Genomic DNA, 13,065 nt, shown 5'->3' with positions numbered 1-13,065 from the left:
GATTCTCTCTAGATGTTAATTATAAGTCACCCACTACAGTTGACGAAGAGCCAGAAAAACTGGAACTTTTTAATTCCAGCTTTTCGTTATATCATCAAAAGAATGAGCTTTGAGATAAAGTCACTTCAACTTTGACTAATATTCAATGAAAATCAGAATCAGATGAAGTAAATTGACGAAGAGTATCAATATTTCTTTGGCCAAGCAATATAACATATACCCGTTATTAAGAATTTTACTAGTCTTTTCGCTAATTAGGGATCACATTATACCATTTTGATAACTTCACTATCTGCTTTAAAAGGAGGACGGACCTCTAAACTGACTATCTAGAGATGTTGATAGAGTTCATCATAGGATTTACTTGCTGTATCCCATGAAAAATCCCGTGTCATTGCTTCTTGTTGCAGTTTTGACCAAGCTGTTTTGTCGTCTTGGTAAACTTTCAAAGCTCGTTCAATCGTTTTGGTTAACCAGTAGCCTGAAAACTCTGCAAAACCAAACCCTGTGCCCTGACCAGTATACTCATTATAGGATTCTACCGTATCTTTCAAACCACCGACTTGGCTAACAATTGGCAAGGAACCGTATCGCATAGCCATCATTTGAGATAAGCCACATGGTTCAAATGCTGATGGCATCAAAAAGAGATCTGATGCAGCATAAATCTCTTGGGCAAGTCCTAAATCAAACATGATATTTGCAGAAAGCTTGTCTGAATATTGACTAGCAAACCATGAAAAGGCATTTTCATAATCCGCATAGCCTGTCCCTAAAAGAACAACTTGCAAATCTTGTTGCAAAATATATTCCAATTCATTGACCACCAAATCGAATCCTTTTTGATCTGTCAATCGAGAAACGATTCCAATCAATGGTACATCAGCTCTAACAGGGAGACCCAGACGTTCTTGCAAAGCAGCTTTATTCTTAGCTTTTCCAGTTAAATCATCCTTGGAAAAATGGTATGGGATTAGTGAATCAGTCTCTGGATTTAATAAATCAGTATCGATCCCATTAACAATACCTGAGAGTTTCCCAGATTCCATCCGCATGACTTGATCCAGGCCTTTTCCAAATTCAGCCGTTTGAATTTCTTCAGCATAGGATGGTGACACTGTTGTCACGCAATCAGCATATAAAACAGCTGCCTTCATCCAATTCAAGCAATCGTGCCAGCGTAGGGTGCCATCTTCATAACGCTCACTGCCCACACCAAAAAGATCTCCTAGCATTTCTGGACCATACTGTCCTTGAAATTCAATATTATGAATGGTGAAGACCGTTTTGATACTTTGATAGGCTTGAATCCAAAGATATTTCTCTTTTAAGAGATACGGCATCATAGCTGTATGGTAATCATGGACATGGAGGATATCAGGAATAAAATCGATTTTTTCCATTAACTCTAAGGCTGCTAATTGGAAGAAAGCAAAGCGCTCCCCGTCATCCCAAAATCCATAAACTGAACCACGGAAGAAATAATATTGATTATCGATGAAGAAGACATGAACACCATCACGTTGTATATATTTCACACCCGCATACTGACGGCGCCAGCCAACATTGACTGTAAAGTCAAAGCAGTCCTCTACTTCGTCTCCGAATTTTGCTGCCACACTATCATAGTAAGGTAAAATAACAGCAACTTCATGACCATGTTTAACCAGAGATTTTGGAAGAGCCCCGATGACGTCACCTAGACCTCCCGTTTTAGAAAACGGCGCACCTTCTGCTGCTACAAATAAGAGTTTCATTCGATTATATCTCCTGTAATAATTTGTCCTTTCCCGATAACCAATGGTTTTTCAGCTGTACCTTTTAGCGTTACGCCAGCTGGCACAATGACATTTTTATCGATAATGGCATACTCAACAACAGCACCTTCACCAATAATTACTTTCGGGAAGATCAGAGCATGATTAATATGACTACCTTTAGCTATATGGCATGACCGTGAAACTATGGAATGATTAACTTGTCCGTAGACTTCTGATCCTGAAGCAAATTGAGAATTATTAACTTCCGATGCTTGGTCAAAATAAGTTGATTCTTCATTTTTAACTTTTGTATAGACCTTTTGGTTTGAATAAAGAAGAGAATAGAATTTTTGCGGATCCAACATGTCCATATTGGCATCGTAGTAAGATTTTACAGAGGTGATATTGGCTAAGTATCCCGTATATTCAAAGGCTAATGCCTGTTCCGTAACGATGAGTTCACGGAGAAGAAAACGAATTTTACGAGGCTCTTTCTTTTGAGCTTCTTCTTCTAATCTGTCAATCAGCCACGGCGTGTTGACCACGTAAATATCTGCTGACATGGGAACTGGCTCAATAGCGTCTTCTAGTGATTGTTTACCTATCACCTTATCTTGTTCATCAATGTCTAGCACTTCATTAGCTGATGAAATAGCATCTTTAGGAAGTCGCTTATACACTACTGTAATATTTCGCTGATTAGCATTATGAAGATGAATGACTTGTTCGAGATTAATATTTGAGAGGATATCACAAGACATGTAAACCGTTTGATCAGAACCTGAACGCTTAAGGTAGGTCAAAATCTGACTATAATAATCATCATCTGTCATGGTTGTCTCTTCGTCTGTATTGTAGAAACCAAGAAAATAATGGCTAGTTAAGGTATTCAAGCCCCACTCACGACCACTTCGGATATGGTCGAAAACAGAACGAATATTTTGCCCGCGGAAAATCCCGTAAACACTTCGAATACCTGCATTGGCTAGACTTGAGAGTTGAAAGTCAATCAAGCGGTATTTCCCATCAAAAGGTAAATTGGCAAGTGGTCGATTATCCGTTAAACTTTCCATATCGTGGTAACCAACGGCATTTCCTAGAATGGCTGTGTATTTATCAATCTTCATTTGCTAACCCCACTACTTCATTGTATCCTACGACTTGAACATCTTCTGTACCATCAATCACAGCCCCGTCCGCAATCGTTGCTCCTTCACCGATAATAGCACGTTTAATCACAGCTCCTTTACCGATTTTAACGCCACTCATGACAAAACTATCTTGAACATGAGCACCTTCTCGCACTTGTACATTCGTTGATAGAATAGAATGCGTTACTTTCCCATCAACAAAACAACCATCAACAACCAATGAATCCTTAACTTCTGCTTTTTCAGAAATAAAGTTTGGTGGTGCAATTTCATTTTTAGAATAAATTTTCCATGAGCGGTCACGACTATCCAATTCATTATCGACTGGAATGTACTCCATATTGGCTTCCCAGAGTGACTCAATAGTTCCCACATCTTTCCAATAGCCTTTAAAATTATATGTATAGACACGTTCACCTGATTCAAGATAGGCTGGAATGACATTTTGTCCAAAGTCAGACATGTCAACACCATTTTTCTCTCCATTGACTAACATCTCACGAAGAGCTGCCCAGTTGAAGATATAAATCCCCATTGATGCTTTTGTTGATTTGGGATGTTCTGGTTTTTCTTCAAATTCAACAATTCGGTCATATGAATCAGTATTCATAATCCCAAATCGACTAGCTTCTTTGAGTGGTACATCAATAACAGCAACTGTCAAGCTGGCTTGATTGTCCTTATGCGTTTGAAGCATATCATCATAATCCATCTTGTAAATATGGTCACCAGATAGAATCAAGACGTATTCAGGATTGATGCTATCGATATACTCAATATTTTGATAGATAGCATGACTGGTTCCTTGGAACCAACGGTTACCTTCTGTCGCTGAGTAAGGTTGCAGAATGGTTGCGCCAGCATTAATACCATCTAAGCCCCATGATGAGCCATTTCCAATGTGTTGGTTCAGGCCTAAGGGTTGATACTGGGTAATGACACCAACCTTCTGAATACCCGAGTTGGTACAGTTTGATAAGGCGAAATCAATAATGCGATATCGTCCACCAAATTGAACCGCCGGTTTGGCAATATTTTGTGTTAATTTACCTAGCCGTGTTCCTTGTCCACCAGCTAAGATGAGAGCTAACATTTCATTTTTCATAATCATTCCTTCTTTTTATCTTAAACAGCTAGCAGCTATAACACTTTGTTAACCCTAGCCTTTTGACGAATATAGCTTGTGCTAAAAATCTGCATCAATCAAAGTAATACTCAATGAAAATCTAAACCTCGAACCATAATTCTATATTCAGATTTTGAATTAAAAGTATAAACTTTTGCAGGCATACTGTTATATTTCAAAACCATCTAACGATGATTGAGTGACTATTAGATCTGAGAGGAAACCTCCATCTGTGATTATAAATTCTAAACTATTTCAAGCGTCTTTTAACTTTCCAGATACTCGCGCCTAGGGCAGGTAAGGTGAAACTGATCGTTTGGTCATAATCCTTCCACTTAGTTTTTACTGTTTTTTGAGGTGAATTTCCTTTAGTCCAAGTCCCTCCATAAATCTCCAGTTCTGTATTAATGACTTCTTCATAGATACCTGCAAGTGGGACACCAACCGTATAATTTCGCCTTTCAACTGGGGTCATATTGAAAATCCCAAGGAGGAGTTCACCTTTTTTGTTTTGTCTTGCAAAGGTCAAAACCGTTTCTTCTTTGTTATCAGCATCAATAATATCTATCCCATCGTAGGAATCATCAATCTGCCAAAGCGCCTTGTGGTCTTTATAAAAACGATTGAGTTGACTGGTGAAAAATTGCATTTTTTGGTTGAGGGGATCTTCAAGATTCTGCCATTCGAGTTGCTCATGTGACTTCCATTCTAAAAATTGGCCAAATTCTGAACCCATGAAAAGTAATTTTTTACCAGGATGGAAAATCTGATAAGCATAAAGATTACGGAGTCCAGCAAATTGGTTATAGCGGTCCCCCCACATCTTGTGCATCATGCTTTTCTTGCCATGAACCACTTCATCATGTGAGAATGGTAGAATGTAATTTTCCTTAAAGGAATACATAAAACTGAAAGTGACTAAGTTAAAATCATTTTTACGATGAATAGGGTCCTCTTCATAGAATTTGAGGATATCATTCATCCATCCCATATTCCACTTATAGTCAAAACCGAGACCTCCCTCATCAACAGGCTTAGTGATGGGAATGGTCGAAGAAGATTCCTCAGCAATCAACATGACATTAGGATGATAACTTTTCACTACTTGAGTCATTTTTTTCAGAAAGGCAATCCCTTCAAGATTACGATTATCACCATATTTGTTAGGTGTCCATGGTCCTTGATCAAAATCTCGATAGAGCATATTAGTCACAGCATCAACCCTAATACCATCAATATGGAAAGCTTCAATCCAATAGAGAATGGAAGAAATCAAGAAGGATTGAACTTGATTTTTACCGAGATCAAAGTTAAGTGCCCCCCAACCAACATTTCGTGCTCGATCTGGATCTTGGTATTCAAAAGTTGGTGTGCCGTCATAGTACGCCAAGGCATCATCATTCTGGGTGAAATGACCTGGTACCCAATCGACAATGACACCTATATTGTGTAGGTGACAGGCTTCTACAAAATCTTTGAAGGCTTCAGGGGTGCCGTAAGAATGCTCAAAAGCGAAGTATCCCATCAACTGATAGCCCCAACTCATCCCCAAGGGATGTGCCATTAAAGGAAGAAATTCAACATGCGTATAATTCATCTCGACCAGGTAGGGAATGAGTTCTTCTCGCAGTCGTTCAAAAGTATAAGGATTCCCCGACTCATCCGTCTTCCAAGAGCCAGTATGTACTTCATAAATATTGACCGGTCGTTCTTTAAAGCCAAAACGTTTTCGGCGTCCCATCCACAGGCCATCTTTCCCCTTCCTGCTCAACGCTTTTTGTAAAACAGCTCCAGTACTAGGGCGATTTTCAAGATAGCGAGCAAAAGGGTCAATCTTTTCAAGAACCTGTCCTCCTTGCCTTTGGACTAAAACCTTGTAAATCTGACCTGCCTGAGCATACGGGCTATGTCCTTCCCAAACTCCTGATTCATGACGTTTTAACGGTAACGGGAAATCATACCAACCTGTAAAATCACCAATAATCTTGACATTTTCAGCATTTGGGGCCCAAACCCTAAAATAATAGCCCGTTTGACCATCTTCAAGAGCCTCATGCGCACCTAAAAAATCTTGTAAATGATAATTTTCTCCTATACCCAAGGTATAAAGATGCCCATCTCTATCCATAGCACCTCCCTCTCTTATAAAAAAACTAAAATTCTGAATTATCTGTCATTTTTTACTAAAAAATATATGATTATCAGTCTACCTAAGAACTCACCAAGAAAATAGCCATCTTAAAAAAACAAAAATACCCCTATGCTAATGTAGGGGTATCGGTGTCTGTCAAAGATCCAACAAAACAAATATATGATAGAGATATCATGACTGTTTTATAGTTTAAAATAGTATATCATACTTTTTGTCTTTTGTTATTGAAATATTCAATTTTTTTTCATTAGTATTGAGAATAATGCGGTAATTGTGATTCCCAGCCATCGTATAACTAATATAGCCAGATGCTGGAAGAGCTGTCTCAATATAGATATGACGTCTAATGTCGCTGAAACTTGTCCAAGAAAAGGCTTTATCCCTTGTTTTCAAAGAAATTAACTGCCGAACAAAGTTAACAGTCTCCTTGTGATAAGTCACTAAATCCCAATCAATCTGATTAACAACATCAGGGGCATTGTAAGAATTCATAGCATGCTGTAAATCTTGCGAAGTAAGTTCACCTTCATTTCCAGTCCCAACCAGCTTCGTTCTTAAAAACTCTTGACCAATCTGCATAAAGCACATACCTTGTGATAAAAGGTTGAGCGCCGTTGCTAGTTGAACGCGTTTGATATGTACGCTTTGATCATCTGCTGGATGTAAGGTCCATAAAAGATCATTTAGATTGTAATTATCATGAGCTTCTACATAGTTTAAAACTTGATTCGGAGCGATGTAATCGACCAACTCATCACTACCTAAAATAGCTTTAGCGACAATATCCTCTGTCGCTGCTCCAGATACAAATCCATGCGTCAGTTCACCATAAATTTCAGCTCCTTTAATGGCATCTCGTTGATCATCATTAAAAAATCCAATTCCTGGCATTTGTGACGCATTAGTCTTTATCGCCTTATTTTCAGGCATGAGACCTTGCCCCATATCCCAACCTTCACCATATACAAGGATTCTAGGATCGATAGTATCAATCATCTCTCGAATCATTGTCATTGTTTCAACATCGTGAATCCCCATCAGATCAAAACGGAAACCGTCAATATTATAGGCTTCAATCCAATAACGAATGGAATCCAGCATATATTTTCGGAACATCTCTTTTTCACTAGCCGTTTCGTTACCAACGCCCGTTCCATTTTGAAATGTGCCATCAGGATTCATTCGATAATAGTAGTCTGGTACGGTTAGTTGAAAGGCAGAGTCAACATTAGAGAAGGTATGGTTATAGACCACATCCATAATCACACCAATCCCTGCATCATGATAGGTCTGGATGAGTTGTTTTAACTCATGAATACGTGATAAGGGTTCATGAGGGTTGCTAGAGAAACTAGCTTCTGGGACATTATAATTTTCAGGATCATAGCCCCAATTGTAAGCATAATCACCATTGCTATCAAAGGTTTGATGATGATCAAAAATAGGCTGAAGCTGAATATAAGATGTCCCTAACTCCTTAAGATAATCAAAACCTGTCTTATCACCAAAACGATTAGTGGTCCCTTTTTCAATGGCTCCTAAGTATTTCCCCCGATGCTCTTTCCGAACCCCAGAAGAAGGTGATTTTGTAAAATCACGAATATGCATTTCAGTAATAACAGCTTGGTTCGGATTCTCTATTCGCCAGTGAGCCTCTTGCCCATGTTTAATACTAAATCCTTCTGGCGACATCAGCTCAGGATTAATGACAATAGACCTGCGGCCATTAGCTGTTGTAGCAGTCGAATAAGGATCTCTTGTATCTGAGAAGGTTCTTCTGCGATGATAAACACGGTAAACATAAGCCCTATAGTTTAAATCATCAGTCACTGTCAGCTGCCAAACACCTTGCGTATTTTCTTGATGATTTTCTAAATCACGACCCGTTCCACGGTGCATCATCATAACCTGATCCACACTGGCTGTTTCCGAAGTAGAATGATACAAAACCAGTTCAACTTTTTCAGCAGTAGGTGCCCAAAGTCTAAAGCTTGTAGCTTCTTTACTATATTTTGCCCCAAGCCAACCATCAAAGCCCCACTCTTTATCGAAAACCTTAGCGTTGACTGCCATATCAAAGCCACGTACTTTTCGTCTAGCATAATATTTGCTAGCTACTGCAGCTTGCCTTGAGTAATAGAGCATCTCATCACCATCAACAATCCAAACTTCAGTCTTATTAGCACCCGCTAGCTTGTTAATGCGATATTCTAAGCTTTTATAACTCCAGTTTTGATTTTTGGCCATGACATAAACATGATGTTGATGAGGCAGTGCATCAAATTCTAAAATGGCAACAGCCCCAAAACTATCATACCTTAAAAACTGAACATCTCGGCCCCATTCATTATCAAGCCATCGCCACAAACTCAAGTCAAAATAATTACCCTGGCGGCGATGATAATGAACAATCACTGTATTTTGAGTTTTACAAATGTTCATCAATTCCTTCTTTCTCCTCAAAATCTTCCACTTCATGCGCAAATTTCTGTGCAATAGCTTCCATAGCCAAATCTTCTGTATTAAGCATCATAGCATCATCAGAAATTTCATCCGTATTGGCGAAGAATGTAATATGATTCTTTAAATTTTTAAGTTTTATTGGGGCATCGCCACCATACTCTCCATCCAGATTAATCATCATCCGCTGGTGACTTTGTGGCTCTATGGTCAATTCGTTTGTTTTTATATACTCGATTAGAGGGTGATCAATATGTTTACCACCTTGTAAAACTAGGCGAATGAGATGAATGATTTCAAATAAGTTAGCTGTTTTTACGACGATAAGTGTGAACTTTCCATCATCTAGTTTTGCATCAGGTGCAATTGTTTCAAAACCGCCAACTGAGTTAGTGATGGCTGCAAAAATCATAGAAGCCTGGCCTTCAAAAACACCATGGTCATATATGATTTTCACCTGACTATTACGAACACGTGGTAGGAGCTCAACTCCCTTGGCTAAGTAAGCTAAATAACCAAAAATCGTTTTTAATTGGCTCGGCACACTATAAGTAAGTTCTGTCAAAGTTCCAGCTGCTGCAATATTAATGAAATACTTTTCTGTTTCAGCTAGTCCAATGTCCATTTTTAAAGTTTGATTTTTACCGATTAATTCTGCTGCTTTTACAGGATTACTACGAGGGATTTTTAAGGCTCTAGCAAAATCATTAGTTGTTCCTGTCGGAATAATAGCCATTTTGGGACGCTTTTCAAGGGGAGCCATACCAGAAACAACTTCATTGATAGTGCCATCACCACCCGCTGCAATCACTAAATCAAACCCTGCTTTAGCTGCACGGCGAGCCTCATCACGAGCTGAATTGGGCTTTGCAGTTGTTCGAAAAGCAGACGTTTCATAGCCATAACCTTCTAAAATATCTAACACTTTAGCCACGTTTTTTTTCATGATTTCTTGACCTGAAGTTGGGTTATAAATCAAACGCGCCCTTTTTTGTTTTGTCATACATTCTCCTTCATCTAGGTATCTCTTTGATTTTACAAAGCGCTTAACCACTCTTCTGATTCAATACGAATCCCCAAAGACCTAGCCTTTTCAAGCTTACTACCAGCATCAGCTCCAGCAATGAGCAAGTCAGTCTTTTTAGAGACAGAACCGGTAACTTTGGCACCCAGAGCTTCTAATTTTTCTTTGGCGTCATTTCGCGTTAGTTGTTCTAATTTTCCAGTTAAGACCACTGTCATACCTGATAATTGAGCATCTTTAGAGACTTTTTTTCCAAGATAGTCTAGGTTGACACCGGCTTCTTCTAGTTCTCTCAAGAGGACGACTGCCTCATCTTTAGCAAAATAGTTATGTACTGATTCAGCAATAACAGCTCCCAAACCATCAATTGCAGCTATTGCTTCTTCCGGAGCTTGTGCCAAATGAGGAATTGTGCCAAATTCTTCCAACATGAGACGACTCGCTTTGGCACCAACATGACGAATACCTAAACCAAATAATAATTTATCAGCTGAATTGGCTTTTGAATTCTGAATAGCTTGGTAGAGTTTTTCTGCGGATTTCTCCTTGATATTTGGCAGGGTTAATAAGTCATCAACAGATATCTGGTAAATATCAGCGACATCTTTTACCAACTGTGCTTCATACAGTTTTTCAACAACTGTTGGTCCTAAACCAGAAATATTCATGGCATTTCGACTTGAAAAATGTTCCAGACTTCGCTGAATGAGATTTGGACAGAGTGGATTGATACAACGAAGAGCTACTTCTTCTTTCAAGTGCACCAAGTCGCTAGCACACGATGGGCAAACTGATGGAATAGGTAATGGTTCTTGATGGGTTCGTTTGTCCATATTAACACGTAAAACAGCAGGGATAATATCTCCAGCTTTATAGACAATAACAGAGTCACCAATACGGATATCCTTTTCACTAATATAATCTACATTATGCAAGGTAGCCCGACTAACTGTTGTACCTGCTAGTTTAACTGGGGTTAAATTAGCTGTTGGAGTCACGACACCTGTACGCCCAACCGTCCAATCAACGGATAAAAGTTGGGCTTCTTTTTCTTCAGCCGGAAACTTATAGGCAATCGCCCATTTAGGCGCTTTAACCGTAAAACCTAATTCCTCCTGAATATGCAAATCATTGACTTTAATAACAATGCCATCAATATCGTAAGGAAGCTGATCGCGATGTTCTTGAACACTTTGAATAAAGCTCCAAATCTCATCTATAGAGGAGCTGATAAAGCGTTCTTGATTAACTGAAAAACCAAGCGAAGACAGATGGCTAAGCACCTCCTCTTGAGTCCCCTGCTGACTAGGACTAGCTTCTTGATAAAGAAAGGTCGCTAGATTACGCTTGGAAACAATACTTGTATCCAACTGACGCAAAGTACCAGCTGCTGCATTTCTGGGATTAGCAAACTCTGTTTCACCATTTTCTTGACGTTCTAGATTAATAGAGGCAAAAGAGGCTCTAGGCAAATAAGCCTCCCCTCTGACTGTTATGTCAATGGCTTGTTCTAATTTTAGCGGAATATCTTTAACACGCTTGAGATTTTCAGTGATATTTTCGCCGATAGTTCCATCACCACGCGTCGAACCAGTCACCAAGCTACCATTTTGATAGGTCAAAGAAATCGATAAACCATCAATTTTTAATTCGGCAACATAGCTAGCTTTGGGGAATTCCTTTTTAACACGTACATCAAAAAGATCTAACTCTTCTCTTGAAAAGGCATCTTGTAAACTATATAGAGGATAAATATGCTGATATTTTTCAAAACCCGATAAAATAAGACCGCCCACACGATGAGTTGGGCTATTTTCTTGAATAAACTCTGGATACTGTTTCTCCAAATCAACTAATTCTCGATAAGCCTTGTCATAGTCGGCATCAGAGACAGACGGATTGTCTTGCGTGTAGTATTCTTTAGCGTACTGGTTGAGCTTTTCAACCAACTCTTTCATACGTTTTTCCATATTTCTATTTTAGCATAAGTCATAAACTTTTTTGCGATTAGATTGATTGAAAATGACAAATAAAAAAAACTATCCGGAGATAGCTTTAATAGTCTAGATAGTCAAGTCAATACGTTTAGCAATACTACTAATAACTAGTGACCCAATCAATAGAGAAGCCAACTCTCCAATCCCTGTTGTAAACCAGGTTAAGAAGAATGGTACCTGAGCAACTATTTTCAACTCAAGCGCTACAGTAAACATTGATGCAGCAAAGAAGAATGAAAAGTAGAAAAAGGCTTTATTAAAGAGACCGTTAACAATTGTTTCTTGTTGATACTTTTTAAAGAGGTAAACACCTAAAGTCACAAAGACTAAGGTAGAAACACCTCCTACAAATACATCAACCATGCCAAAACTATAGAAGTTTGCAATCATACATCCTAATGTTACTGCGAGGATATACTTGGGATTGTAAAAGGCTAAAAAGTTAAGCATCTCAGAGACACGAAACTGATAGGCACCATAAGATATGGCATTAAGTGGGGGAGTGATGGTTAAAACGACATATAGTGCAGCCACTAAGGCAATATGAACGTAATCACGAGTTGTTAGATTTTTCATTTTTTCTCCTTTAACAGTTATACCGTATGTAATATGCTTGGTGAAAGGAAAGTAAGCACCAAGGGTTGCCTAAACAACTCTTTTAGTTTATCACATAAGTTGTGAAAATGATAGAGTTTTTTTTTATAAAAAGGTATAAAAACCTTGTCATCTGTCATAAGTTTTGTTAGAATAAAATGGTTAATAACTATGGCAAGCAAATTGCTATGGCAGAAAGGAACCATTAACAATGAAAAAAGATATCCATCCTAACTACCGTCCAGTTGTTTTCTTAGATACAACTACTGGTTACCAATTTATCAGCGGTTCAACTAAAGAAAGTAACGAAACTGTTGAAGTTGACGGTACAACTTACCCACTTATCCGTGTTGAAATCTCTTCTGATTCACACCCATTCTACACTGGACGTCAAAAATTCACACAAGCAGACGGACGTGTGGACCGTTTCAACAAAAAATACGGTCTCAAAGACGCAAACGCTGCGGAATAATCCAGTTTTACAAAAACCACTTTCATCAAATGAAAGTGGTTATTTATTTCCACCCATTCTCAATGCCAACCACCTATCCTATCTATTTTTATCAGCTGAAACAAGAATAAGACAAAAACACCTCAGAAAAATATTGTTGAATGATAATACTTTTCTAAGGTGTTTTTTGATATAATCTCATATTTTCTATGATGTTACATTTAGGCATGTATGAAGGAAAAGGTAAAAGTCTATGCTCCTGTTCTTTACATAAAACCTTTAGCTCACGCACTACAGTTGACAAAGAGCCCAAAAAAGCAGTTCCTAATTCCGAAACTGCTTTTAAAAAG

At 38.5% G+C, this 13,065-nt stretch carries 9 protein-coding genes and 1 riboswitch; of the genes, 1 reads left to right on the top strand and 8 read right to left on the bottom strand.

Annotation, left to right across the window (positions count from 1 at the left end; genetic code table 11):
• Positions 1-329: 329 nt before the first annotated feature.
• The 8 genes from glgA to ACMZ6U_RS06240 form a co-directional block, all read right to left on the bottom strand.
• Complete coding sequence (gene glgA, locus ACMZ6U_RS06275; protein ID WP_416107193.1) at positions 330-1,757, bottom strand: glycogen synthase GlgA; 1,428 nt, start codon at positions 1,755-1,757, stop codon at positions 330-332.
• Positions 1,754-2,887 (bottom strand): glucose-1-phosphate adenylyltransferase subunit GlgD, encoded by a 1,134-nt coding sequence (gene glgD / locus ACMZ6U_RS06270; RefSeq protein ID WP_416107191.1) that lies wholly within the window; start codon positions 2,885-2,887, stop codon positions 1,754-1,756. Before glgD ends, glgA begins: the two co-directional genes overlap by 4 nt.
• Positions 2,877-4,016: a glucose-1-phosphate adenylyltransferase gene (locus tag ACMZ6U_RS06265; protein ID WP_416107189.1), complete on the bottom strand. Its 1,140-nt coding sequence runs from the start codon at positions 4,014-4,016 to the stop codon at positions 2,877-2,879. The genes glgD and ACMZ6U_RS06265 overlap by 11 nt, the downstream gene beginning before the upstream one ends.
• Positions 4,017-4,287: 271 nt before the next feature.
• Positions 4,288-6,165 (bottom strand): 1,4-alpha-glucan branching protein GlgB, encoded by a 1,878-nt coding sequence (gene glgB / locus ACMZ6U_RS06260; RefSeq protein WP_416107188.1) that lies wholly within the window; start codon positions 6,163-6,165, stop codon positions 4,288-4,290.
• A gap of 213 nt (positions 6,166-6,378) precedes the next feature.
• A complete protein-coding gene (gene pulA, locus ACMZ6U_RS06255; RefSeq protein ID WP_416107186.1) occupies positions 6,379-8,631 on the bottom strand; it encodes a type I pullulanase in 2,253 nt (750 codons plus the stop codon).
• Positions 8,618-9,652 carry a diacylglycerol kinase gene (locus ACMZ6U_RS06250; RefSeq protein ID WP_416107184.1) on the bottom strand — a complete coding sequence of 345 codons (1,035 nt, stop codon included), beginning with the start codon at positions 9,650-9,652 and terminating at the stop codon, positions 8,618-8,620. The genes pulA and ACMZ6U_RS06250 overlap by 14 nt, the downstream gene beginning before the upstream one ends.
• Positions 9,653-9,684: 32 nt before the next feature.
• The gene (gene ligA, locus ACMZ6U_RS06245) at positions 9,685-11,643 is read right to left on the bottom strand and encodes an NAD-dependent DNA ligase LigA (protein WP_416107182.1); all 1,959 of its coding nucleotides are present in this window, start codon (positions 11,641-11,643) and stop codon (positions 9,685-9,687) included.
• A gap of 93 nt (positions 11,644-11,736) precedes the next feature.
• Complete coding sequence (locus tag ACMZ6U_RS06240) at positions 11,737-12,246, bottom strand: QueT transporter family protein (RefSeq protein ID WP_416107180.1); 510 nt, start codon at positions 12,244-12,246, stop codon at positions 11,737-11,739.
• Positions 12,244-12,341, bottom strand: a riboswitch (PreQ1 riboswitch). It overlaps the preceding gene by 3 nt.
• Before the next feature lie 134 nt (positions 12,342-12,475).
• On the opposite strand from ACMZ6U_RS06240, the gene ACMZ6U_RS06235 reads away from it, so the two are divergent.
• A complete protein-coding gene (locus ACMZ6U_RS06235) occupies positions 12,476-12,736 on the top strand; it encodes a type B 50S ribosomal protein L31 (RefSeq protein WP_104968135.1) in 261 nt (86 codons plus the stop codon).
• Positions 12,737-13,065: the final 329 nt, after the last annotated feature.

Origin of the sequence: Streptococcus pluranimalium, assembly GCF_047785745.1 — a bacterium.
Lineage (GTDB): Bacteria > Bacillota > Bacilli > Lactobacillales > Streptococcaceae > Streptococcus > Streptococcus pluranimalium_B.
Note: the sequence above shows the minus strand (reverse complement) of the source record. Positions and strands in the feature narration are given on the sequence as shown.

What these genes read in the sequence shown, in the direction of transcription:
- glgA (WP_416107193.1), bottom strand. Translation starts at nt 1,757, where the DNA reads ATGAAACTCTTATTTGTAGCAGCAGAAGGTGCGCCGTTTTCTAAAACG.
- glgD (WP_416107191.1), bottom strand. Translation starts at nt 2,887, where the DNA reads ATGAAGATTGATAAATACACAGCCATTCTAGGAAATGCCGTTGGTTAC.
- ACMZ6U_RS06265 (WP_416107189.1), bottom strand. Translation starts at nt 4,016, where the DNA reads ATGAAAAATGAAATGTTAGCTCTCATCTTAGCTGGTGGACAAGGAACA.
- glgB (WP_416107188.1), bottom strand. Translation starts at nt 6,165, where the DNA reads ATGGATAGAGATGGGCATCTTTATACCTTGGGTATAGGAGAAAATTAT.
- pulA (WP_416107186.1), bottom strand. Translation starts at nt 8,631, where the DNA reads ATGAACATTTGTAAAACTCAAAATACAGTGATTGTTCATTATCATCGC.
- ACMZ6U_RS06250 (WP_416107184.1), bottom strand. Translation starts at nt 9,652, where the DNA reads ATGACAAAACAAAAAAGGGCGCGTTTGATTTATAACCCAACTTCAGGT.
- ligA (WP_416107182.1), bottom strand. Translation starts at nt 11,643, where the DNA reads ATGGAAAAACGTATGAAAGAGTTGGTTGAAAAGCTCAACCAGTACGCT.
- ACMZ6U_RS06240 (WP_416107180.1), bottom strand. Translation starts at nt 12,246, where the DNA reads ATGAAAAATCTAACAACTCGTGATTACGTTCATATTGCCTTAGTGGCT.
- ACMZ6U_RS06235 (WP_104968135.1), top strand. Translation starts at nt 12,476, where the DNA reads ATGAAAAAAGATATCCATCCTAACTACCGTCCAGTTGTTTTCTTAGAT.